The following is a 23,113-nucleotide window of genomic DNA, read 5'->3' as shown; positions in this document are numbered from 1 at the left end:
ACAAGAAACGCTGAAGTCATGGCTTTCGCGTTCCTCGCCTTATCCTCTCCAGGTATTTTCCTGAAGCGACCTCGATTCGCACCGTGTCCCCTTCCTTGATGAACTGAGGAACGAGAACTTCCATGCCGTTCTCGAGGGTGGCGGTCTTGAAGGTGGAGGTTTCATGCTCGTGCAGGTCCGGCGCCGTGGACACGACGCTCAACTCGACCGCCGGGGGGAAAGCGATGGTGACGGGCTCACCCTCATAAAGCTGCACCGGGATTCGCATATTGGGCTGAAGAAACTTTTCGTATGCGCCGATGGTTTCCGAGGGAAAACTGATCTGTTCGAAGGTGTCGGGATTCATGAAGTAGAAGGCGACACCATCCGTGTACAGATACTCCATATCCTTGCGATCGAGCGCGTACTCCTCGAGCTTGTCGCCCGGGTGCAACCGCAGTTCCTTGATGTGACCGGTCTTCAGGTTCTTGACCCTGGCAAAGACCGCGCTAGCCTGCTGGCCGCCGCCGGCGTGGTACCCGGCGCTGACGACGCTATGAAGTTCGCCTTCAAGCATGACGACCATGCCCGACGTCAGTCCGGAAGCTTCGACCATTTGCTTGTCTCCGCCTGGCCGGCAAGTTGACGCCTTCAGCGTAGCACTGCAGCAGACCGCCAACAACCGGCCGGCTCCGCCACGAGGCCCCGCAACGCCTCAGGTGTCGGCCAGGCGCGAAGTCCGCCGGAAGCGAGGCCCTCGATTGCAGCCTTTTCAGGGAAGTAGATAAAACGATCCTGCAGGATGGCGACTCCTGCGAACACGGTCAGGCACGCGACGGTGAGACGCAGCATCAACCCGGTGAATTTCATCGCCTCGAGCCCGATCCATCGATCTCCTCCGTTACAGTGCCGCGATGAACTCGTCCCACGGCGTCGCTTGCAGGGTCTCGGTGGCGGCGTGTCCGTAGCCTCGGATGATCAACGCCGCCCGCTCGAGCTGTTTCAGATCGTTCGATTCGACAACGTCCACGACGTCGAAGCGCCCGAGTGTCAGATAGCTGTCCTTCCAGGTGACGGCAGGGCATTCGGCCTTGATCTTCTCGGCCACCGTGGCGGCGAGTTGCTTCAGGTCCTTGGGATCCTTGAACGCGTCAGGAGCGAGACGGCTGAGGATGACGTACGTAGCCATGACATACCTCCGTGCAAGAAATTGCTCCGCCATCGGGCACCGCAGTCACGCGGAAGCAAACGGCCGTGCGTCAGGCGGATGCGTTGCTGCGCGTCTTGATGACGCCGAAGTGCAAGTAGCCCCGGCGGGTGGGACGGGGGCCGTCAGGTCGGTCAGTGCAGTTGTCGCTTCAGGTCAAAAAGTTCCGAATGCATCGAACTGACTGCATTCATGATCCTGGCATCGAGACCGCCGGCCTGTTGGCAAGCGCGCTGTACGATCACCGATCCGTTCGAGATCATCGACGCACTGCCGGATTCGATCCTCATCCTTGGACGACATGACCTACATTGCCGATTTGCATTCCTTACCGAGCTCATCTACCCGGTTCATCAAGTCCTTTGGAATCGTCGCGTCGGCATGGCGGGTCCGTGATGCCTCGCTGACGGTTTGCTGCAGATGACGCTGTGTTGCCCGTGCCATATGGCCATTCGCCCGCTTCAATCGGCTGCCGGCGACGTTGCATTGCGTCAAAGCGGCAACCGGGCACGCGAAAAACGTTTTTCCAGTGTAGGTCATAATCACTCGCCTGCTCCGATGTGTCTCCGAGGCCCGGCCGTTGGGTGACCTCGATCGCGTCGTCACCTGGAGTCGACGTGGTCGCGCACAGCGCCGCGCTGCACCGTCTGCCCCAACGGCTCGCCGAACTGCAGGGCGGCAAGCTGCGCATAGAGCGGCGAGGTCTGAAGGAGATCGGAGTGACGGCCCTGCGCGACGATGCGGCCCTGCTCCAACACGACAATGCGGTCGGCTTGTTGTACGGTAGCGAGGCGGTGCGCGATGACCAGCGTGGTGCGATTCTGCGCGGCATTGTCCAGCGCCAGTTGGACCAGTCGTTCACTGGTGGCATCGAGCGCACTGGTGGCCTCGTCGAGCAGCAGGATGGGCGGATTCTTCAGGATCGCGCGGGCGATCGCGATGCGCTGACGTTGTCCACCAGAAAGCCGCACCCCGCGCTCGCCGAGAAACGTGTCGTAGCGTTGCGGCAGTTCTTCGATAAAGCCGGCCGCGGCGGCCATTTCGGCGGCCTGCTGAACTTGAGTGAGTGTGGCTTCGGGCGCGCCGTAGCGGATGTTGTCGAGTACGCTGCCGGAAAAGATCACCGATTCCTGCAGGACCACGCCGATTTCCCGGCGCAACTCGGCAAGCGGCACACGCCGTGTCGGAACGCCGTTGATCAGAATGCTGCCGGCCTGCGGGTCGTAAAAGCGCAGCAGCAGTTGGAACAGTGTGGTCTTGCCGGCGCCGGATGGTCCGACCAATGCGACATGCTCGCCCGGGCGGACATCGAGCGAGAGGCCGGAGAGCGCGGCGATGCCGGGGCGGGACGGATACGAAAAGCTGACGTTGTCGAAGCGGATGCCGTCCCCGTGCGTCGGCAGCTGGACGGCGGCCTCGGCCTGCGCCACCGGCGAGCGCGCCGCCAGCAGTTGCAGCAGTCGCTCGGTGGCGCCGGCAGCCCGCTGCAGATCGCCCCACACCTCGGCGACCGCCCCCACAGCCCCGGCGGTGACCACTGCGTAGAGGATGAACTGGGACAATTGGCCAGCCGTCATGTGCCCAGCCAGCACCGCCTGCGCGCCTAGCCACAGGACGAAGACGATAGCCGCGAACACCAGTACGATGACCACGGCGGTCAGCCAGGCGCGCGCCCGAATGCGCGTGAGCGCCGTCTCGAATGCCGCTTCCACCATGCCAGCAAACCGCCGCGCCTCGCGGGGCTCCTGCGTATACGATTGCACGGTCGGCATGGCATTGAGCACCTCCCCCGCCAGCGCGCTCGCGTTCGCCACCTTGTCCTGGCTCGCACGCGAGAGCCTCCGCACGCGCCGCCCGAAAATGACGATGGGTGCGACCACCACGACCAGCGTGGCCATGATGTAGCCCGACAGCACAGGGCTCGTCACCGCCAGCATCGCTACGCCGCCGGTAAGCAGGAAGAAGTTGCGCAACCCCATAGACAGGCTGGTGCCCACCACCGTCTGGATCAACGTGGTGTCCGTGGTGAGTCGCGACAGCACCTCGCCGCTCTGCGTGGTCTCGAAGAATTGCGGACTCATCCCCAGCACGTGGTCGTAGACCGCCTTCCGCAAGTCGGCCGTGACCCGCTCGCCGAGCCACGACACCAAATAGAAGCGCAGCGCCGTGGCCCCGGCCAGTACCAGCGAAACGGCGAATAGTGCCAGGAAATAGCGATCGATGTGCGCCCGGTTGCCGCCAGCGAAGCCCCGGTCGATCAGATATTTGAACGTTACCGGCAACGCCAGGGTGGCGCCTGCTGACGTCACCAGCGCTACGAAGGCAAGCGCCCAGCGTCCGGCATAAGGGCGCAGGAAGGGCAACAGGGCGAACAGGGGACTGATGTTCGGAGTAGACGGGGCGACATCTGGCATGAGGATTCCTGAGCGGCTCGAGGATCCCCACGATTGTGCCAGTCCTGCAGATTCGAAGTCAGTCCGCCTGCAAGCTTGTCATTGATCCATGAGGCGTCATGGCTCGCTTACACCACAGCGGGCTGCCCGCCTGTCTGACTACGCGCCGGTCAGCGATCTGCTTCCACATGCTTGCTGCGAATGCGCATCTGTATCAAGATCAAGTCGCCTCGTCAGGAACAAGCGACTCCCATGGCAGACGATCCCGATCTCGATCCTGATTCCGATCCCGACAAACTGAAAGGCCCCGGCGGCATGACGTTGCGACAGATCCATGAACAGGTGCAGAAGAGCGTCGAGCGCGACCGCGAAGCGCAGGCTGCGCACAACTCACCCGCTCCGCCGCAAAGCCGGTGGCAGCGGTGGGTGCGCTATGTATGGGGCCGCAGCGGACGTCGCTAGCGATGGTTTGATAAGGGATGTGCCGGTCGCCAGCAGGTTTCTCAGGAATTGAGCCGTATCGCCACTCAGCGTCGTTTCGCTGCGGCCAACCCGAAATTTGAACGCCCGTAGGCCAGCAATGTTGCTAGCGGCTGATATGACTTTCCCGCTGTCAATCGGGATGGGTTTTTCAGTCTTCAAATGCATGTTGTCCGAATTTCCTGAGGGCGGCGCAGCAGTAAATCTCGACGGTGGATCATCTGATATCCGCGGGTTGGCTACCGCATTACAGATGTTCCGCTCAATGAGCCTGCCGCAATCTAGTACCGCAAGTCGAATCAGATCCGTTGCGTAGCCGCGTCGCGGGTTACTCGTGTGCCGGGGTACGCCGCCTTCAGGAAGACTTGCACTACGTGAGCGCGAGCACGAAATCGAACCGGGCCGCCTTTTGCCCGCCGTGGTCGTCGATCGTCATCAGCAGCTGGCGATCGAACAGGAAATCGCGAGCGTTGCGCGGCTCCCCGGGAAAGTACAGTTGAGTGGTGAGGATCGGCCCGTTCGGCGGCTGCACCGTCACGTGGAAGTGTCGTGTGCGCCCCGGATATAGACCCGGCACGATGGTCTCGAGGCGGTAGCGTCCCTCGCTGTCGGCGAATTGGTGGCCGCGCAGCCGGAACCCCTCGACGTCGTACTCCCCGGCGTCATTGGCGTGCCAGAAATCGAGCAAAGCCCCGGACACCGCCCTGCATCGTGTCGACAGCACCCGCCCGGTCAGGACGATCTTCGTTCCATTGATCCCGGGTTCGAGCAGCGATGCGCGTTGCGGCGAGTGCGGCATGAAGAACGGGCCTGCCGTCTGCCGCGGCGTCGGTTCGTGATCGTCGGTGCACGCGGGCGTAGCTGAAACCGCGCCGGCCCGGCCATAGTTGGCATTGCCGAGGGCCAACAGCAGCAACGTGGACGGCACTACACCCGACCTGCGAAGAAAATCGCGCCGTCCCTGGCTCACACTTCGTGTCCGCATCGTGGAGGCTCCTTGCTTCCCGCTCGATTGTCACGCTGCGCGGTGCGCGCCGTGGAGCCGACGAGCGGCCGTGCGGGTGCCGTCACGGTTAACGGAGCCTGCACCTGTGCCAACCATGGTAAGCCGAAACTTCAGGTCGGGCGATTAAGGCCAGCATTCTGCGGCCGATATCTGAAGACCGCACATTAATCAGGATAGGGCAGCCGACACGGCGCTGAAAGGCGAGCTCATACAGGCACGTCACCGCGGAACAACTGCTCGTGGCACGGCGACGGGAAATGGGCGGACTGGTGATCCGGCGCGAGGCCGAAGCTCAGCTACTCTAGATCACCTTTTCGGAGATAGTGCAGTTTACGCGGGACAACGTGCATTTTGATTGCTGCGCGAATGCTGAGCTGTCAGGGCTCGCGGGTTTCGAGCAAATCGCAATTGTCTGCCTGTTCGACAAACGGATAGCTCGCCGCCTTTCCCGGGTGTCCGCTGTCGGGAGTCCAACGGACATCAGCCATTACAGCCCGACAGGCGGCTTCGGGTCGGCTTCAGTCTCCGGACGATCACGTTCTTCTGGCCGGTCTCGTCCTCCAGCGTCACGAACTAGCGCCCGCCGTGAAGGATCCGTGACGTCCGCGAATGGCCGAGCGGCACGCGCGAGCTCGATGCGGGGCGCTGCCTCCTGCCGCATCCCGTGCAGCAACGAGAAGCCCAGTCGAACCAGCTCCGCCGTCGTGTCGCCTTCAACGAAGGTATCCCGGTCGTTCAGCTTGACGCCGACGGGCAGCACCAAACCCCGCAGCGCCCAGCGCCGCGGCCAATCACGGCGTCCAGCGATACACGACGACGCTGGAGCCGTTGTAATTGTCCTTCGTGATCACGTACTCCCCGGTCGACCGTCGGTACGACCGCAGTCCGTACATCGAATCCACGTCATTGCCGACGTACACGGCGCCGGGGCTGCTGTTGCTCAATGTGTTGTCGAGGGCGCCGGTCGTGAGATTGAACGCGTCGATGTTGGGCACGGTGTGCACGTAGCCGACGAACAGATAGTTGCCGGTCGCGGTGATCGACTTGGGATTGGCGCTGGTGAGGTTGATTACCGGCTTGGGCGCGGTGGTGTTGCCGGCGAGCCAGCCGTGATACACCTCGATCCGGGTTCCGATCGCCGTCCAGTCCGTGCTGCCGACGATGCCCTGGGCGAGGATCATGGTGTCGCTCTCCGGCAGGTAGATGATCCGTGTCAATGGCGCGATCGTGCCCGGAATGGGCGTCGATTCCCCGGCTCCCCAAGTTGGCTTGCCGTTGGCGTCGAAGCCGGTCAGTCGGTAGTGCCAGATGGCGTTCGTCTTGTCGAGCCCGGCCCACACGTCGCCTTTGCTGTCGAGGCAAAATCCGTTGCGGACCCTGGCGGTCGCATTGAATGCGGTGCCCGGAAGCGCGGCGTCCGGGATCGCGATGTAGCCGTTTGCGCGATTGAAGTGGAAGAAGTAGAAGGTGTCGGGATTCTGGCTGGCCGCTACGAGGATCCGGTTTGCGCCGACGGCGGCGAGCTGGCCGAAATGCTCGCCGCGTTCGTGATCGTGGAGGTTGATGCGCGGATCGGACGGATAGGTGATCGGATCGACCGTGTTCGCGACGAAGGTTCCGCCGGCGGAGCCGGTATAGAGATTGGTGCCGCCATAGAAGTACGCGCCGTCGGTAGCCGGATCCGGTGCGGCGATCCCCTCGAAGTTCAGTGACTGCAGCTTCCAGCGCAGATTGCCGACGCTGTCGTACGCGTGGATGTCGGTGCCGCCGTCGCGGCCGAGATCCCATGTCCCGCCCCACGGGTTGTTGAGCACATACAGATTGCCCGCTGAATCCTTGCCGATCCCGACGACGCGGGTAAAGCGCTTGTCGCCGACCTGGCCCTTCGTTCCCGTGGTCGTGTCGAGATATCCGCCCCGAACGCCGAACGTGCCAGCCAGAAACGGCGCGCGCGAGACATCGTAGATCTTGATGTTCATGTCGGGGCCCTGATCGCCGATCATCAGACGCGCGGTCGCCGCATCGAAATACAGGGCGGACGGCCGGGAGGATGCCGACAGCCGGATCGTGTTCAGCGGCGCGCCCGCGGGATTGAATTCGACGACCGTACCCGCGTTCTTCTGCGCGACCCAGAGGTTTCCCGCGCCGTCCAGCGCGAGCGCGCCGGGGCCGGTGACGGTGATATCACGCTGCCAGACGCCGGCGGTGGTGTAGACACGCACGCGATTGCCGGGGAAGTCGCTTGCGTAAAGCAGCGAGCCCGACGTCGCGAGTCCGGTAACGACATCGGCGCGCCTTTCCGTCGTCGTCGCGCTGACCGGGATGAGCAGATCGCGGGTCTGACTGCTTCGGTTGTACCGCCCCACGGCGCCGCTGCCGTAAGCGGATTTGAACTGCAACGCGGCGAAGATCGACGTGGCGTTGCCGGTAATCGCGCTGCCCTGGAATTCGTTGTGCGCGCCGAACGAGCCCTTGCTCTGGCCGTTCTGGTAGATCGCAACGCCGCCTTCGTTTTCGTCCCACATCGACGCGGTATAGATGACGCCTTCGGGCGCGATCCACATCGAACGCGCAACGCTGCCCACGTGGCTGGCGTTGGTCCCGTATGTATTCGCCAGCCAGTCGGTCGTGTATGCCCCGTGACACGCCGGCGCCGCCGTAATGGTCAGCACGGCGGCAAGAAATGCAGCTTGGATTTGCTTCATGGTCTGAGTCAGTCTTTATGTGTTATCGGTCACCCCGCGTGCGGATCATCAGTGTCCGATACGTCGATGACAATCGATACCGTTCCGGACAGGGTTTACCGGTGCGCGCAGGCAACGCTCCGCTTTCGATCGTGGTCGGTGGCGCCTGACAAAGTCTTGAACGGTGTTGAACGGTGGCTTTCAGGAATGCAGAGCGTCTGGGCGCGTAGGGTCGGAGTCAGGCGGGTGTAACCGGACGGTAAGTAATTCCCGGTTGAAGGTGTTCAATACTTGTCGAATGGTCGCTTTGGCCGCGCACTCGGCCAACGTAGCTGAGTGAGTGACTCTTGCACCTTGAGAACTGTCATCTTGACGGCTGTGGGCCGACCGGCGGCAACGGGTCGTGGATACAACTGGTCAACGCAACAGCGCGCGACACCCATCCCAGCGGCGTCCGATCACCCTGTCGCAGCGCTATCACTGCGATACGAGGAGATTCCGTGCAAACTGAAGTCAATCGACCTTGAAGCAAGCGCGAGTTCCATGCGTGCTACCTGCCAGCCAATTCCTTCCACTCGCCACCATGACCGATGCCAGCCAGGAAAGCGTCCAAGGCGGGCTTCGACAGGGAGACGCTCGCGTCGTTTTCAAGCGGGTGGAAGAGAAACGTCGACTCACAGATCAGATCCAGGTCGATAACGAGACGAACAAGTTTGGCTGTATCGTTGATCAGCGCCAGTGGGCTCAGGGAGCCCGTGCGGATGCCTAGTAGCTCGAAAAGTTTGTCGGAAGAAGCGAAGGAGAGCCGCTTGCTGCCAAGCGTTTCCGCCATGGCAGCCAGGTCGAGCGCCTTTGCAGCCGTCGTCACCACAAGGAAGTAATGCCCTTTCTTGTTCTGAAGCAGCAGGTTTTTGCAGCGCGCGCCTTCTAGCGAAAGAGTCAGCTTCGCAGATTCGGCCATGTTGAGCACCGAGTCGTGCTCCTCACAGGAAAATGGAATCTTCCATTCGTCGAGGAGTTTCAGTAGTTCGTCTTTTCCAAGCATGCCGTCGTTCAATCCTCTTTTCAATCTGGCCAACCCGCGGCCCGACCGGGGTCGAGCCGCGTTGTTCGCGTGACTAGGCGTCGAACACCGGATACGAAGCCTTGCGAATCGCCGCCATGGTGGCATCCGGCGAGAGCAGTCCCGACTCGTCGAGAATGGCCACGAGAGAGCGGCCTTCTGCAACGGACTGACGTGCGAGCTTGCTGACACGAGCGTACCCAATCTTCGGAACCAACGCGGTTGCAACCGCCATCGACTCAACCAGATGCTTCTCGTTGCGCTCGACGTCCGCCTGGATTCCTTTTACGCATTTCTCGGCGAACCGGTGGATGCCGTTCGTAAGCAGGGCAATGCTGTCAAAAACGCGTGACGCGACCACGGGTTCGAAGTGATTGATTTCCAGTTCGCCATATTGCACGGCCTGCGCGACAGCGACGTCGTTTCCAACGACCGCGAAGCTCAACTGAATCATGGCCATCGGTAGAACGGGATTGACTTTGCCCGGCATGATCGATGAGCCGGCCTGGGCCTCCGGGAGCTTCAGTTCGCCCAAGCCGCCGACGGGGCCGGACGACAGGACGGTCAAGTCGGACGCGATTTTTGCGAGCGAGACCGCCGTCGTACGCAACTCAGCCGAAACACGGGAAAACACGTCCAAGTTCTGCATCGCATCGAACGAGTTCTTCGGCGCCTGATACTCCACGCCTGTGATGCTGCCAAGGTGCGAGTAGACGGCAGCGCGGTAACCAGCCGGAGCACCGAAGCCGGTTCCGATGGCGGTACCGCCCAGCGGAAGTGTGCGAAGCTTGTCGCGAACCGCGGCAAGTTCTTCCGCCAAACGCTCGGTCAGCGATGCGTAGCCTCCGAACAACTGGCCGAGGCGCATCGGCTGACCGTCCTGCAGGCAAGTGCGACCCAGGTGAAGAACATCCGCAAACTCAGCGGCCTTGCCATCAAATAGAGCGGCGAGTTGAGAAACTTCCGCGATCAGTGGTCCAAGCATCGCATATGTTGCAATCTTCAACGCTGCGGGATACGCGTCGTTTGTCGACTGAGAGGCGTTCACGTGATCGTTCGGATGGACTACCTCATAGCTTCCAGCAGGGTGCCCCATAATCTGCTGCGCGCGGTTGGCGATGACTTCATTGAAGTTCATGTTCGTCGAGGTCCCGCCCGACCCTTCCATGAGGTCAACCACGAGCGAAGCGTCGCAGCGTCCTTCAATGACGTCCTGGCATGCCTGTACGATCGCATCACATTGCTCTTTGCTGATTACGTCGTTGTCGAGGTTGGCCAGAGCAGCCGCCCACTTCACTTGGGCGAACCCGTCTCGGAACGCCGGATAGTGAGCAACGCCGAGCGGGGACACCGTGAGATTCTCGACACCACGGACTGTGTTGACACCATAGAGCTTGTCGCCCGGAATGCTGACTTCGCCAACGTAGTCGCGTTCGATTCGTTGCTCGCCCTGAGAAAGCTTATTCATGATTAATCCTTTCGCCAACAGTAATAAGTGTCTCTATGTTCGCGCCGAGCGCTTTTAGCCTCGGCAAGAATGATGTTTCGATAACATCATGTGCCGTATCGCACGCGTCATCGAAGAATGCGTTGTATTCATCTCGTCGCGCCACCAGATATAGTGAACGCTCCAGGCCCATATTCTCAACGACATGCGTGGTCACTCTTTCGGCATGTGTCACGGCCTGGAGAAAGCACATGGGGGATGTGATTGCCCATCCGATTCCTTCCGCAACCATCGAAGTCAAAGCATCGGCGTTGTCGAGTTCGAGGCGGTTCGGGGCGCGTACCTCGATACGCCGCAAGTACCGCTCGATCTGCATCCCCACCTGAGAGGTCCGGTTGAACCTGACGATGGGTAAGCTGTTCGCCAGAGCTCGCAAATCCTCGAGGGTCCTGACCGGTTTTCTCAGATCCTTGGGTGTTATGACGAAGTAGCGCTCCGAAAACAATCGATATCGGACCACGTCATTCGCATCGATCAATGGGTCACTCGTTACGATCAGGTCCAGATCCCGACGCAGAAGTGCCTCGCCCTGCTGGGGACTCAATCCGGTACGTATCGATAGCTGAGTGACCTTATTCAACAGGTTCTTTGTAAAGACCGAGCCGCAGGTTGAAGCAAACGAGTCGACCAATCCGATGCGCAAGTCTGGTTTGATCCCTTGACCTGCTTCGACCACTTGCGCCTTCAAATTTGCGATTTCCTCGCTCAGCACGGCACCGCGGTTTCGAAGCGCGATGCCGAATGGTGTCAATGCCAGCGGCCGAGTCGTACGGTTCACCAACACGACACCCAACTCGTCTTCGAGTTGTCGAATGATCTGCGATACCCCCGATTGGGATATGCCCATCCTGGTTGCTGCCGCGGACATGCTTCCTTCCTCCGCGACGGCGACAAAGACCTGCACCGCATGCATATCAATCGGCTTGTTCGGCGACATGACTTGTTTCCTTGCGTTGAGCGTCAACCTATCGTCACGCGCCTTTTCCCCGGCATCCAGGTGCCAAGTCAGAGCTGCGTCTTGCCATGACTGGCTGCTGCTGCCGCGCCAGTCGCTTCATGATGCTGCGCTTCGAGCGACGATTCTTCGGCGGCACTATTGGATTGAACGTCCGAGAGATTCTCCGTGCCCGTTTCGGGTGCCATCACGTGACAAAACACCCCACCGAAAAGCAGGACTGCAACGCAAACACCCAGAGCCGAGTGAATGCCGACATGCTGAACCGCCAGCGGCAACAGGAATGTGCTGATCGCGGAGCCAAAGCGACTCGAGGCAACAGCCAGACCGACGCCGGATGCTCGCAGATGAGTGGGAAAAAGCTCGGGCGGATAGACAAACTCGAGGTTGGCTGCAGCCGAGAGAATGCAGGCGAAGACGCCGAACGCGAGCATTGTGCCGATGGGTCCGAAGCTGGCGTAGGCGAGCACGGCCAGACCGATCGCTGCAAGGTAGAAGGTCCCGATGAGAAAGGTACGGCGGGAGATCTTGTCAATCAGCAGCAGGCCAATGATGGCGCCCGCGAACAGCAAGATGTTGTAGACGAGGCCGCCAACGAACTTGTCTTTGACTTGCAGCGCCTCAAGCACTTTCGGCGCAAAGGTCCCTAACGCAAAGTAAGGGATGACCTGACAGGTGTAAAAAACGCATCCGACGAGCGTGTTCCTGCGCCAGCGCGGCGAGAACAACTCCGACCACGCTCCTCGACGCTGCTGAGCCGAAGCGCTCGGCGTGGAGAGCATGACTTCGGAGCCGAACTTGCGATGGATGATCGTCAGCGCTTCGTCGCCACGACCACGCTTCATCAGCCACATCGGCGACTCGGGCACCACGAGACGAAACGGAAGAATCAGAAGGGCGGGAATGCCACTCGCCGCAAGCATGATACGCCAGGCGTCGGGGCCAATATCGCGCATTGCGAAGCCAGCGAGGTAGGCACCGACATACCCCGCTGCCCATGCTGCGGCAAGCACGCTGAGCAGGCGTCCGCGATAGCGACGGGGCGAGTATTCGGTGACCAGCGACTTGCTCACGACATAGTCGGCGCCAAGGACCAGACCCAGAACAAGGCGCAGAACGAGCAACTGAGCAGGGGACGTCACGAAATACTGCGCGGCTGAAACGACTGCAAAGAGCAACATGTCGAATGCGAAGATCGTCCGGCGGCCGTATTTGTCAGCGACGGGACCGGCGAGCATGCTGCCAAAGAAAAGACCGGCCAGCGATGCCGCGCCAAGCAGGCCCATCCACAGCGCATCGAGATGCAGCGGACCCGCTGCCATGCTGACGGCGATGCCAATGATGCCAAGCACGAAGCCGTCGCTGAACTGGCCGCCAGTTCCGCTGAACGCAACGCCCACGTGGAATGGGCGAAGCGGTAGATCTTCAAGTAGTACCTGTTTGCTCACAATCGTCTCCTATCTCTCGTTCTGGTGCAAAGGCGGATTCGCACCTTGAGAAACAGTCTATGTTGACGAATTCAAGAAAACAGCATGTCACATGGCAGTATCACTACTTCTAATACTATGTCGAAGCGGGCCTGAAGATAAGCCCCCGCTGAGCAATCCCCTGAACGACAAACGGCCGGACAGAAGCCTGCCCGGCAATCAGATTGCGTGTTGTGTCCCTCAGTGTTGCGGTGTTCGCGAGCGGCGGTGACTTACCCAGTCGCCTGAGTGAATTTCAGTCACACCCGCTGTGGACGCGGCCGATACGGGATAGAACAAACAACGCACTTTCTGCCCATCAACCTCTACATCAATGGGTTGCCCAACAAATAAAGTGTCGTCCTCGGGATAAGCCTGCTCGATTTCATCGAGAACCGCGAGCAGTGAGTCCTGGATTTCATAAACTTCGCCGATGACAGCGTTCCCGTCGCTGCACAACACCACGCCGGGAAATCGTCCGAAGTCGTGCATGCGTCCGGAAATTGACGCCGTTCCAATCAAGCGCGGAGGCGCGATACCATGGCGGACGCACGCCTCATGAAGGTCGTTAGCTTCACCTTGTCGCAGGGTGCCATACACAAACACATTGAGCATCAGCTTCGGGTCCTCGAGTTGCGAGTGTTCGTCACCGGATGGCTAGAGAGGCGATGAGCGTGATCACCCGTCGCCTCGCCGTCCATCGTCAGAACTGATGGAACATATTCTGCAAGCGGGCAGGGTCGTTGGTTACCGTAAGCGCGAGCATCAAGAGGATACGAGCCTTTTGCGGATTGAGATTGTCTCCAAGAAGACCAAGGTAGGCTGGATCTTCCGGGACGTAGCCGCTGCCGGTTCTCGAGGAGCGGACGACGATAACGCCTTTGTCCACGGCCTTTTTGATTGACGGAAGCGTCAGAAGGGACTCGCTCCCGGCACCCACGCCGGCGACGACAATCCCGCGCGCGCCGTGAGCCACTGCGGCGTCGTACATGTACCCGCCATCATTCTGATGACCATAGACGATGTCGACTTCAGGAAGCGAGTTCAGTTTCGAAACATCGAATGGAGTTCGCGTCGTCTGAAGTTTCGTCACGGTCGTTTCAAAATGAGGCACCTGGTCGATCAGCGTCCCGATATAACCATCGTCGGCACTCTTGAAGGTATCGAGTGTGTTTGCGTTCGTCTTCGTCGTGTAGCGAGCTGAGCCGATCCGGTCATTCAACACGACCATGACTCCGCGTCCACGTGCATCCGGCGAGGCGGCCACGGTCACTGCTTGGAGGATATTGCCAGGTCCGTCCGCGCTGATCGCAGTCGATGGGCGCATCGAGCCGGTGACCACTACCGGTTTGTCGCTCTTGACAACGAGGTTGAGGAAGTAGGCCGTCTCCTCGAGCGTATCGGTTCCGTGGGTGACCACGACGCCTGCAATGTCCGGCTGAGCAAGAAGTTGGTTGACCCGTTTAGCGAGTTTCAACAGGATTTCGTTGGTGATGTTCTCGCTTCCAACGTTGGATACTTGCTCTCCTGAAACCTCGGCCACTTTTCCAAGCGACGGGACTGATTTCAAGAGCGCATCCGCGGTGAGAACGCCCGATTTGTATCCCGTTGTCTGCGTTTCGCTTCCACCGGTTCCGGCAATCGTGCCGCCGGTCGCCAATACGGCAACGCGAGGCAAAGATGCCTGTCGATTCTGGCTTTGGATTTGAGCTTGTCCGATCGCAGGCCCAGTCGAGATAAGAGCGAGGACCATGACCATGCAGCCAAGGCTTCTCATTTTGCTCAGTTGTGCGCGTACGTCTCTCACGGCGGACTCCGAATTCAAGTGTGATGGGCTGCCGCCGCGTCATCGCGCGAGTCGGTCGATTGAATCGGACTCGTTCGATCTTCGGTGGCATGCATGGGAGCATCGGCCATCGAACAGTGCGAGGTCCGATGGGCGAAGTGTAGTGAGATGGCTCGCACGCCAAATTAGCTGTGCATCACCATTACGAAATCTGATACCACCGTCCACATAGTCTGAACCTTACAATTTATCGAAGGTCCGTGAATGTGCGGACCGTTCAATCGAGAATGAGTTTGCTGCCTTGCGACTTCCACGCGCGCAGCAAGATGAGCGGCCCGATGACACGGCGGATTCGAAAGTCCGTTTTGCAACATGGAACGGTCAACAGTCGTGAACGCTGCCTAGTGACTGGTTGGGGTCGGCAACGATCCTCGGTTGAATTGCCGGTTCGGTGCTCATGAACACCAGTCTCGGTGATCGCGTTGCCGATCGGGTTGATCACATTCACCGAAATCCGCAGATGAGCCCGCGGCGTGCGATTCAGAAGGAACCAGGGACGGTCCGATAGGCGAGCCGATAGCAGTCGGCAAAGATGCAACGCATTGAAGAACTTCCTACACGTCGTGATCTTGAGGAATGCGAACAAGATCGATAGCCTCTCTCAATGTCCTGGCGCTTGCATCATTTTTCCTCGTCACGATGCGGGGCAACGCAAAGTAGGTGCGACGCACCGAGTCGCAATACTCTTCGTGAGCCTGCGCGCTCAGCCAGTCGAGCCGTTCGCTGTCCGCGTTACTGGCATGCGCCTCAAACAGGTGCCTGCGAAGGAGTCCGATCTCGCTGGCCGCTTGCCGAAGGGTATCAGCCGCGTCACCCGTCATGGCTTCCGCCAGCTTTCTCAAATGTTCAAGGTCGACAGACATATCAGGCAAATTCCTGCGCTTTCTGGCCGGAAGGTGAAACCGTCGTGTTTCGCATGAAAATGCCGCTCCGGTTCATCGTCATCCCGATTCCGTCATGGCTGCCCTTCGCGGGATGTCTTCGTACCGGATGAAGCCATCCTCATCGGACAGTTCGTCGTGCGTTACGCTATCTTGACCGGCGCATGCCAGGACGCCGGGTTGACCCAGAAGGCGCCGCGCAGGCGATCGCTGCCAGGCAGTGCCGGCGGTTTGGCGGCGGTGGCGCGAACGCTGCTGCGCGGCGAAATCTTGCGGCCGCTAGAATTGAGGCGTCTGATTATTTCGGCAAGCGTGCCATCCGCCTGCCACTCGTCGTAGCGGCGCCTGCATGTAGGCGGCGACGGGTAGCGGCCCGGTAGCCTGGACCAGCCTTCGCCGGTCGAGAGCACCCAGAGCACTGCATTGAGAACTGCACGCGTTTCCGCGCGCGGCCGGCCGCGCCGCTCGCTCCGCGCCGGCTTCGCACGGAACAACGCTTCGACCAACTCCCACTCCTTGTCTCCCAATTCGTCGATCAGCATCATGTCTCACCTCGACAAAGCCAACTCTGCACTGCGGTGGCTCGCTCTCTTCGAACAAGCCGAGAGGCCCGCTACAGCTTAACCAGGCCGTGAGAAGACGATGCCACGGATGGCGACGCATCGGTTACATCGATCCGCCGAGAGTGGTGCCTGATCCTGCAAGCGGATGCGTGTGCCGATCCATCTGCAGCTACCATTGTGATGACAGGCACAACGCCCAAATTCGCGGTTGGCCATGAAGCACACGAGGGAGCGAATTTCTCCACGTCAGGGTTTTCGTACACGACGATCCTCTGCGTTCCTGATGAATCGACGAACGGTGGACAGGATGAAGAAAAGGTGCATGCAAGGTGCTCGAAGAAAAGTGGAGGAGGGCGAATTCCGTGCCGCGAACCGAATGCTCAAGACACTTGCGGTCGTGACGGCAATCATTGTCGTCATCGGTTTGCTCGGGATATCGCTTGTCGCACTGTGTGACGAGGACTGCGAAGCCAATTGGTCAAGCGTTTGCGTCCCATAGCAATCGATGCACCCGCGATCGTCCTTTGATCGATATCCGCCGTCACGCACTTCACAGCCTACGAATCGTCTTTCGAGACGTCATTCGGCCACAGGTTCAGCATCACGACGAGCGCAACGATCGCTGCGAAGATGATCCCGATGCCCAACCATAGGACCCGCGTCAGGTCGAACAACAGCCCGTGGATGCAGACCGCCGCGCCAGCCAGCGCAGCGAAATTCGCAAGCACTGCCAGCGCGATTCTCCATTCAGCTCGCACCATGACGTTCTCCCGAACGGTGCGTCGATTGCGCGCCATTTGCCGCGGGTCACCAGCGTTTTCTGAACGCCGCCGCACGTGTAAAAGTGCGCCACCACCTGAAGTGGTGGCGCAAAGGCACTTCGACCCGGGGGTGGCCGAAGGCGCGGAGGTAACGTTCGTCGCAGGAAGCGTTCGGTTGGCGTTCTGCGAGGTGACATCGTCAGCGCTCGGGTGCAGCCTGACTGCAAGGTGCATTTCGGCTCAAATGCGATGCAAGCCCAGCAGTGATATGCCGCAATACCTGTGAGAATCGACCACATACGAACGATGCCACGGATACCGACGTATCGGTTACATCGATCCGACGAGAGTTGTGCCTGATTCCGCGAACGATGCACCGGCGGGGCTCCATCCTCACCGGAGCGTCATGCCGGAGCCTGTCGAACTGCATGGAAGCTTTCGGAATCAGCGAGAGCACAACCCGGCCGTTATCTCGGACTACTGCTGATCATGTGCTGCTGCGGCGATACCCCGTATAGCCGGCTGTATTCACGACTGAACTGCGAGCGGCTTTGATAGCCCACCGCATAGCTGGCACTGCCGATGTTCCGACGTTCGATCTGTATCAGTCGGCGTGCCTCGTGCAGTCGGAGTTGCTTTTGGTACTGCATCGGCGTGAGGCCGGTGATCGCCTTGAAGTGGTGGTGCAATGAGGACTCGCTCATCCCGATCTGGCCGGCAAGTTCGGGGATGCGCAGTGGTTGCACGTAGTGCCTGCGCAGCCAGGCGATCGCCTTGGCGACGCCATTGGCCGGACTGCCGGCCACGGCCAGTTGCAGCAGGCGTCCGCCATGCGGCCCGGATAAAAGCCGGTAGATGATCTCCTGCTCGATCAGGGGCGCCATCGGCCTGATGTCGCCAGGCGCATCCAGCAGGCGCAACAGGCGAAGCGTCGCATCCTGCAAGTCGACGCTCGCACGGGCGACGATGACACTGCATGCGCCTTCGGTTGCCGTGGCGTGCGGCGGCAAGTCCACCCTCGCGAGCACTTCGTGCAGACGCTCAGCGGAAATCGCCATACCTAGTCCGAGACACGGCTGTTCCTCGCTAGCCTCTATTACCCGGAATGCCACCGGAACATCGAACGACACGAACAGATAGTCGCCCGGCCCGAAATCCCGGATCGTCCCACCCAGTTCGATGCTCATTCTGCCCTGTACCACCATCCCGAACATCGGCGATTGCGGGCAATGGATCGATGGTGAACGGGAGGTGTACCGCGATACCGCCAGGCTGTCGACAGGTGTGGCGCTTTGGCCTTCGGCTTTCGCATGCAGCGCGACCAGCCGGGCAATTTCCCTGAAGGTTTGGATATTCATGGCAGGCATCAGTGCCGATCGGGAAGGTGTTCCACCCCATGGTAGCGGCAGATCGATCCATTCGGGTGTGTGTTTGCGGGATCAGGCACAACTCTCGCGGGATCGATGTAACCGGTGCGTCGGTGTCCGTGGCATCGTCGTCGCGCTGGCCACGTTCACGTGACCTCGATATCCGTCAACGCGACAACTCCGTCGACGACAGTTTTTCCGCTTCCGGCAGTTTCTGCGGCCAGCCGCCGGCCAGCGCCTGATACAGCGCGACCGCGGCGGTGGCGCTGCGCGTGCGGCTGTCGGCTGCGGCATCCTGGGCGGAGAGCATCTGGCGTTCGGCGTCGAGGGTTTCGTACAGGCCGATCATCCCGGCCTGGTAGCGCACGCGGGCCAGCCGCGCCGCCTCCGCGCTGTCGCGCGCGGCGCGCTCGAGCTGCGCGTCCTCGCTGCGTGTACGCGCGTCGCGGATCAGCGCATTCTCGGTGTCCTCCAGCGCGAGCAGCACGGTCTGCTGGTATTGCGCGAGCAGGCCGGCCGCATCGGCGCGGCTCGCGGCGATGCGCGCGCGCACGCGGCCGATGTCGAGAAAGGACCAATCGACACCGAGGAAGGCCGAATTCATGCCGGTGCCGCCATGAAACAGCGTGCTGGGGGTGAACGCCAGCGTGCCGATCAGCCCGCTCAAGGAAAACTTCGGGAACAAGTCGGCCGTCGCGACGCCGACCTGCGCGGTCGCCGAGTGCAATCGTTCTTCCGCCGCGGCGATATCGGGACGGCGACGGATCAGGTCGCCCGGCGTGCCGGGATCGATGCCCGCGGGTACCGCTGGCAGCGGCTTGGGTGCATCGAGTTCGGCAATCAGCGCCTCGGGCGGGCGGCCGGTCAGCACGGCGAGGCGATGCTCGGCCACCGCCACCTGTGCCTCGAGCGACGGCGCGCGCGAGGAGGTGGTCTCGAACTGCGAGCGCGCGAGCGCAAGCTCGTAGTCGGTGTCGCTGCCGGCCTTGTAGCGCGCTTCGACGAGGTTCAATGTCTCGCGCTGGTTGTCGGCGTTCTCGCGCGCGACGCGCAAGCGTTCCTGCAGGCCGCGCAGTTGCAGGTAGGTGCTCGCGGTCTCGCCCGCGATCGACACCTGCAACGCCGCGAGATCGGCGCGGCTGGCCGCGGTGTCGGCACGCGCCGACTCCACGTCACGACGCACGCGGCCCCACAGATCGAGCTCCCAGCTCGCGTTGGCCTCGATGTCGTAACTGCGGAACGAGCGTGGCGTACCGGGCAGGACTTGCGACGCGCTCAGCGTCTGATGCCCGCCCTGCGCGCTGGCGGTGATGGTCGGCACGTAGTCGAACCTGGCCTCGCGCAACAGCGCGGCGGCGCGATCGTAGTGCGCCAGCGCACTGCGCAGATCGTTGTTCGCGGCCAGCGCCTGTTCGACGAGTCCGGTCAATTGCGAATCGCCGAACGCCTGCCAGAACTGCATGTCGGCGGGGGCCGGCGCAGCGATGCCGGCGGTGCTCGACACGGACGCGGCCTCGTTGCGCGCGAACTGCGTGGGCGCCGGCAGGTCGGCACGATGGTAATCGGGGCCGACCGCGCAGCCGGCCAGGGCCAGGCTGGCGGCGATCTGCAGGGACAGCGTTGAGTTGCGCATGGTGTTTGCGTCTCCACGGAAATCATGTGTCGGCCACCAGCCGCATGCGCGTGCGCCGACGACGCGAGCATCGGCGCACGCGGGGACTGCTGGCTGGCGTTGTCGTCGATGGCGCGGGCGCGCGCGCTCCCGGCGCCGATCGGCACGTCGGCCGACATCAACCGTGCGCCATGCTGCCCTTGCCATGCTGGGCCAGCTTGCGGCCGGACAGCTTGCGCAGGCCGACGTAGAACACCGGCGTGAGGAAGAGGCCGAACAGGGTCACGCCGATCATCCCGGCGAACACGGTGATGCCGGTGGCCGCGCGAACCTCGGCGCCGGCGCCGTGCGACAGCACCAGCGGAACGGTGCCGGCGATGAAGGCCACCGAGGTCATCACGATCGGGCGCAGGCGCAGGCGGCAGGCTTCCAGCGCGGCTTCGACGATGCCCGAGCCCTGGAATTCCAGCTCGCGCGCGAACTCCACGATCAGGATCGCGTTCTTGCATGCCAGGCCCATCAGCACCACCAGGCCGACCTGCACGAAGGTATTGTTGTCGCCGCCGAACAGCTTGACCCCGGCCAGCGCCGAGAGCATGCACATCGGCACGATCAGGATCACCGCGAGCGGCAGCACCCAACTCTCGTACAGCGCAGCGAGCACGAGGAAGGCCAGCAGGATCGCGACCGGGAACACGAGTAACGAGGCCTTGCCCTGGGTGGCTTCCTGGAAACTCAGGTCCGTCCACTCGAAGCTCATGCCGTTCGGCAGCACCTTTGCGGCCACCTCGGTGATCTTGTCCATCGTTTGCGCGGAGGACAGCAGGGCGGGGTTGGCCTCGCCGACGAAATCGGCGGCCGGATAGCCGTTGTAACGGAGCACCGGATCGGGGCCGTAGCTCTGCCTTATGTTGACCATCGAGCCGATCGGCACCATCTGGCCCTGCGCGTTGCGCGTCTTCAGGTTGCCGATGTCCTCGACCTTTTTTCGGTAGTCGCCGTCGGCCTGCGCATACACACGCCAGGTGCGGCCAAACAGATCGAAATCGTTGACGTAGCTCGAGCCGAGATAGACCTGCAAGGTCTCGAACAGGTCGCTCAGCGCCACGCCCTGGGTCTTGGCCTTGACGCGATCGACGTTCACGTCGAGCTGCGGCACGTTGGACTGGTAACCCGAGAACGGGAATCCCATGCCGGGCACCTTCATCAACGCACCCTGCAGCGCGCCCACGCCTTGCTGCAGCACGCCGTAGCCGCTGCCGGCGCGATCCTCGACGAACAGTGAATAGCCGGCACCGTTGCCGAGGCCGAGGATCGGCGGCGGCATGATCACGAAGGCCATGCCTTCCTTGATCGTGTTGAGCCTGGCCTGGATCACGTCGGCTATCTGCTTGGCGCTGACGTGGCGTTGGTCGAAACTCTTCAGGATCACGAAGGCTATCGCGTAGTTCGGCGTGTTGGTGAACTGGGTCGGGTTCAGGCCGGCGAACGAAACCGCGTGAGCCACGCCTTCGGTCCCCAGGGCCATGTTGACCACTTGCTTCACGACCGCGTCGGAGCGGCTGATCGACGCGCCCTCCGGCAGTTTCACGCCAGCGATCAGGTAGAGCTTGTCCTGGGTCGGGATGAAGCCGCGAGGCACGTTGTCGAACATCAGGCCGGTGCCCGCGAGCAGCACCGCGTAGACCGCGAACGCTACGCCGCGGCGCTTGAGGATGCGCGACACCGAGCCCTGATATTTGTCCGAACCGGCCTTGAAGAAACGGTTGAATGGACCAAACAGCCAGCCGAACGTGCGCTCGATCCCGCGCGATATGGCGTCCTTGGGGGCGCCGTGAGCGTGCAGCAGCTTGGCCGCGAGCGCCGGCGACAAGGTCAGCGAGTTGATCGCCGAGATCACCGTCGAAATCGCGATGGTCACCGCGAACTGCTTGTAGAAGGTACCGGTGACGCCGGTCAGGAAGGTCATCGGCACGAACACCGCGCACAGCACCAGTGCAATTGCCACGATGGGCCCGGAAACTTCTTTCATCGCCTGGTGTGCGGCTTCCAGCGGTGAGCGCCCTTCCTCGATATTGCGCTCGACGTTCTCGACCACGACGATCGCGTCGTCGACGACGATGCCGATCGCCAGCACGAGGCCGAACAAGGTCAACGTGTTGATCGAGAAGCCGAGCACATACAGCACGGCGAAGGTGCCGATCACCGACACCGGCACCGCGATCAGCGGAATGATCGACGCGCGCCAGGTCTGCAGGAACAGGATCACCACCAGCACGACCAGCAGGATCGCCTCGCCCAGTGTGTGCACCACGGCCTTGATCGAATCGCGCACGAAGATCGTGCTGTCGTAGTCGGAGCGGTAGGTCATGCCGGGCGGGAACTGCCTGGCCAGCTCGTCCATCTTTGCGATCACCGCATCGCGTACGTCCAGCAGGTTGGCGCCCGGTGCCTGGAAGACGCCGATCGCCGTCGTGTACCTGGCGTCGAGCGCGCCCCGCAACGTATAGTCGCTGGCGCCGAGCTCGACGCGCGCCACGTCGGCAAGGCGCACGACCTCTCCGTTGGCGCCGGTCTTGAGCACGATGTTGCCGAACTCCTCGGCCGTCTGCAGGCGGCCCTGGGCATTGATGGCGATCAGGAAATCGCTGCCGCCCTTGATCGGTTCGGCGCCGAGCTGGCCGGCCGAGACCTGGACGTTCTGATCCTGCATCGCGCGAACCACATCGCCCGCGGTCAGGCCGCGCGAGGCAACCTTGTTCGGATCGATCCAGACGCGCATCGCGTAGTCGCCGCCGCCGAACATGCGTATCTGGCCGACGCCGGGCAGGCGCTCGAGTTCGTCCTTGATCTTGATGTTCGCGTAGTTGCGCAGGTAGAGCGCATCGTAGCGGCCGTCCGGAGAGTACGGCGTGACCATGACGGCAAAGGTCGGCGACTGCTTCTGCGTGGTCACGCCAAGCGCGACCACTTCCGACGGCAGGCGCGACAGCGCCTGGGCCACACGGTTCTGTACGTCGACCTGGGCCTGGCTGGGATCGGTGCCCGGCTCGAACGTGACCGTCAACTGCAGGACGCCGTCGGAACCGGCCACCGATTTCATGTACATCATGTGATCCGCGCCGTTGATCTGCTCCTCCAGCGGCACCGAGACGGTTTCGGCGATCACCTTGGGATTGGCGCCGGGATAGGTCGCGGTCACGACCACGGTGGGCGGCACCACCTCGGGGTACTCGCTGATGGGCAGCAGCGGTATCGCGATCAGGCCGGCGACGAAGATCACGATGGACAGCACCGCCGCGAAGATCGGACGGTCGATAAAGAATCTGGAGATATTCATGAG

The 23,113-nt window shown here is 61.7% G+C and carries 20 protein-coding genes and 1 pseudogene; 1 reads left to right on the top strand and 20 read right to left on the bottom strand.

Annotated features, from left to right (window positions below):
• Window positions 1–16 precede the first annotated feature (16 nt).
• The 5 genes and pseudogenes from ACV229_RS09585 to ACV229_RS09565 form a co-directional block, all read right to left on the bottom strand.
• A complete protein-coding gene (locus ACV229_RS09585; RefSeq protein ID WP_448082875.1) occupies window positions 17–595 on the bottom strand; it encodes an elongation factor P in 579 nt (192 codons plus the stop codon).
• 35 nt (window positions 596–630) lie between these two features.
• Entirely contained in the window at window positions 631–849 is a 219-nt protein-coding gene (locus ACV229_RS09580; RefSeq protein ID WP_448082874.1) for a hypothetical protein, read from the bottom strand.
• Window positions 850–880: 31 nt separating this feature from the next.
• Window positions 881–1,168 (bottom strand): GYD domain-containing protein, encoded by a 288-nt coding sequence (locus ACV229_RS09575; protein ID WP_448082873.1) that lies wholly within the window; start codon window positions 1,166–1,168, stop codon window positions 881–883.
• Window positions 1,169–1,320: 152 nt separating this feature from the next.
• Window positions 1,321–1,630 (bottom strand): annotated as a pseudogene (locus ACV229_RS09570) (hypothetical protein).
• A 158-nt stretch (window positions 1,631–1,788) separates the two neighbouring features.
• Window positions 1,789–3,600 (bottom strand): ABC transporter transmembrane domain-containing protein, encoded by a 1,812-nt coding sequence (locus tag ACV229_RS09565; RefSeq protein ID WP_448082872.1) that lies wholly within the window; start codon window positions 3,598–3,600, stop codon window positions 1,789–1,791.
• 231 nt (window positions 3,601–3,831) lie between these two features.
• On the opposite strand from ACV229_RS09565, the gene ACV229_RS09560 reads away from it, so the two are divergent.
• A complete protein-coding gene (locus ACV229_RS09560; RefSeq protein ID WP_448082871.1) occupies window positions 3,832–4,041 on the top strand; it encodes a hypothetical protein in 210 nt (69 codons plus the stop codon).
• Window positions 4,042–4,429: 388 nt separating this feature from the next.
• Here the strand turns inward: ACV229_RS09560 and ACV229_RS09555 are convergent, their stop codons facing one another.
• The 15 genes from ACV229_RS09555 to ACV229_RS09485 form a co-directional block, all read right to left on the bottom strand.
• The gene (locus ACV229_RS09555) at window positions 4,430–4,975 is read right to left on the bottom strand and encodes a dioxygenase family protein (RefSeq protein ID WP_448082870.1); all 546 of its coding nucleotides are present in this window, start codon (window positions 4,973–4,975) and stop codon (window positions 4,430–4,432) included.
• Window positions 4,976–5,552: 577 nt separating this feature from the next.
• A complete protein-coding gene (locus ACV229_RS09550) occupies window positions 5,553–5,825 on the bottom strand; it encodes a helix-hairpin-helix domain-containing protein (RefSeq protein WP_448083009.1) in 273 nt (90 codons plus the stop codon).
• Window positions 5,826–5,856: 31 nt separating this feature from the next.
• A complete protein-coding gene (locus ACV229_RS09545; protein ID WP_448082869.1) occupies window positions 5,857–7,770 on the bottom strand; it encodes an SMP-30/gluconolaconase/LRE-like region family protein in 1,914 nt (637 codons plus the stop codon).
• Window positions 7,771–8,299: 529 nt separating this feature from the next.
• The gene (locus ACV229_RS09540; protein WP_448082868.1) at window positions 8,300–8,806 is read right to left on the bottom strand and encodes a prolyl-tRNA synthetase associated domain-containing protein; all 507 of its coding nucleotides are present in this window, start codon (window positions 8,804–8,806) and stop codon (window positions 8,300–8,302) included.
• Between the two features lie 61 nt (window positions 8,807–8,867).
• Window positions 8,868–10,280 carry an aspartate ammonia-lyase gene (locus ACV229_RS09535; protein ID WP_448082867.1) on the bottom strand — a complete coding sequence of 471 codons (1,413 nt, stop codon included), beginning with the start codon at window positions 10,278–10,280 and terminating at the stop codon, window positions 8,868–8,870.
• On the bottom strand, window positions 10,273–11,256 hold the full coding sequence (locus tag ACV229_RS09530) for a LysR family transcriptional regulator (protein ID WP_448082866.1): 984 nt from the start codon (window positions 11,254–11,256) through the stop codon (window positions 10,273–10,275). Before ACV229_RS09530 ends, ACV229_RS09535 begins: the two co-directional genes overlap by 8 nt.
• Window positions 11,257–11,324: 68 nt before the next feature.
• Window positions 11,325–12,722, bottom strand: coding sequence for an MFS transporter (locus tag ACV229_RS09525; RefSeq protein WP_448082865.1), 1,398 nt, complete (start codon window positions 12,720–12,722; stop codon window positions 11,325–11,327).
• Window positions 12,723–12,941: 219 nt separating this feature from the next.
• A complete protein-coding gene (locus tag ACV229_RS09520) occupies window positions 12,942–13,355 on the bottom strand; it encodes a gamma-glutamylcyclotransferase family protein (protein WP_448082864.1) in 414 nt (137 codons plus the stop codon).
• Between the two features lie 88 nt (window positions 13,356–13,443).
• Window positions 13,444–14,547, bottom strand: coding sequence for a type II asparaginase (locus ACV229_RS09515; RefSeq protein WP_448082863.1), 1,104 nt, complete (start codon window positions 14,545–14,547; stop codon window positions 13,444–13,446).
• 593 nt (window positions 14,548–15,140) lie between these two features.
• Window positions 15,141–15,449: a hypothetical protein gene (locus ACV229_RS09510; RefSeq protein ID WP_448082862.1), complete on the bottom strand. Its 309-nt coding sequence runs from the start codon at window positions 15,447–15,449 to the stop codon at window positions 15,141–15,143.
• A gap of 161 nt (window positions 15,450–15,610) precedes the next feature.
• On the bottom strand, window positions 15,611–16,012 hold the full coding sequence (locus ACV229_RS09505; protein WP_448082861.1) for a transposase: 402 nt from the start codon (window positions 16,010–16,012) through the stop codon (window positions 15,611–15,613).
• A gap of 575 nt (window positions 16,013–16,587) precedes the next feature.
• The gene (locus tag ACV229_RS09500) at window positions 16,588–16,791 is read right to left on the bottom strand and encodes a DUF2964 family protein (protein WP_448082860.1); all 204 of its coding nucleotides are present in this window, start codon (window positions 16,789–16,791) and stop codon (window positions 16,588–16,590) included.
• A 467-nt stretch (window positions 16,792–17,258) separates the two neighbouring features.
• Window positions 17,259–18,149: an AraC family transcriptional regulator gene (locus ACV229_RS09495; RefSeq protein ID WP_448082859.1), complete on the bottom strand. Its 891-nt coding sequence runs from the start codon at window positions 18,147–18,149 to the stop codon at window positions 17,259–17,261.
• Between the two features lie 175 nt (window positions 18,150–18,324).
• Window positions 18,325–19,791 carry an efflux transporter outer membrane subunit gene (locus ACV229_RS09490; protein WP_448082858.1) on the bottom strand — a complete coding sequence of 489 codons (1,467 nt, stop codon included), beginning with the start codon at window positions 19,789–19,791 and terminating at the stop codon, window positions 18,325–18,327.
• Window positions 19,792–19,948: 157 nt separating this feature from the next.
• Window positions 19,949–23,110 carry an efflux RND transporter permease subunit gene (locus ACV229_RS09485; protein ID WP_448082857.1) on the bottom strand — a complete coding sequence of 1,054 codons (3,162 nt, stop codon included), beginning with the start codon at window positions 23,108–23,110 and terminating at the stop codon, window positions 19,949–19,951.
• Window positions 23,111–23,113 lie beyond the last annotated feature (3 nt).

This window comes from Burkholderia sp. MR1-5-21, assembly GCF_053427715.1.
The sequence above is the reverse complement of the archived record's forward strand: the minus strand, read 5'-3'. Positions and strand labels throughout refer to the sequence as shown.

What these genes read in the sequence shown, in the direction of transcription:
- ACV229_RS09585 (WP_448082875.1), bottom strand. Translation starts at nt 595, where the DNA reads ATGGTCGAAGCTTCCGGACTGACGTCGGGCATGGTCGTCATGCTTGAA.
- ACV229_RS09580 (WP_448082874.1), bottom strand. Translation starts at nt 849, where the DNA reads ATGAAATTCACCGGGTTGATGCTGCGTCTCACCGTCGCGTGCCTGACC.
- ACV229_RS09575 (WP_448082873.1), bottom strand. Translation starts at nt 1,168, where the DNA reads ATGGCTACGTACGTCATCCTCAGCCGTCTCGCTCCTGACGCGTTCAAG.
- ACV229_RS09565 (WP_448082872.1), bottom strand. Translation starts at nt 3,600, where the DNA reads ATGCCAGATGTCGCCCCGTCTACTCCGAACATCAGTCCCCTGTTCGCC.
- ACV229_RS09560 (WP_448082871.1), top strand. Translation starts at nt 3,832, where the DNA reads ATGGCAGACGATCCCGATCTCGATCCTGATTCCGATCCCGACAAACTG.
- ACV229_RS09545 (WP_448082869.1), bottom strand. Translation starts at nt 7,770, where the DNA reads ATGAAGCAAATCCAAGCTGCATTTCTTGCCGCCGTGCTGACCATTACG.
- ACV229_RS09535 (WP_448082867.1), bottom strand. Translation starts at nt 10,280, where the DNA reads ATGAATAAGCTTTCTCAGGGCGAGCAACGAATCGAACGCGACTACGTT.
- ACV229_RS09530 (WP_448082866.1), bottom strand. Translation starts at nt 11,256, where the DNA reads ATGTCGCCGAACAAGCCGATTGATATGCATGCGGTGCAGGTCTTTGTC.
- ACV229_RS09520 (WP_448082864.1), bottom strand. Translation starts at nt 13,355, where the DNA reads ATGCTCAATGTGTTTGTGTATGGCACCCTGCGACAAGGTGAAGCTAAC.
- ACV229_RS09510 (WP_448082862.1), bottom strand. Translation starts at nt 15,449, where the DNA reads ATGTCTGTCGACCTTGAACATTTGAGAAAGCTGGCGGAAGCCATGACG.
- ACV229_RS09505 (WP_448082861.1), bottom strand. Translation starts at nt 16,012, where the DNA reads ATGATGCTGATCGACGAATTGGGAGACAAGGAGTGGGAGTTGGTCGAA.
- ACV229_RS09500 (WP_448082860.1), bottom strand. Translation starts at nt 16,791, where the DNA reads ATGGTGCGAGCTGAATGGAGAATCGCGCTGGCAGTGCTTGCGAATTTC.
- ACV229_RS09495 (WP_448082859.1), bottom strand. Translation starts at nt 18,149, where the DNA reads ATGAATATCCAAACCTTCAGGGAAATTGCCCGGCTGGTCGCGCTGCAT.
- ACV229_RS09490 (WP_448082858.1), bottom strand. Translation starts at nt 19,791, where the DNA reads ATGCGCAACTCAACGCTGTCCCTGCAGATCGCCGCCAGCCTGGCCCTG.
- ACV229_RS09485 (WP_448082857.1), bottom strand. Translation starts at nt 23,110, where the DNA reads ATGAATATCTCCAGATTCTTTATCGACCGTCCGATCTTCGCGGCGGTG.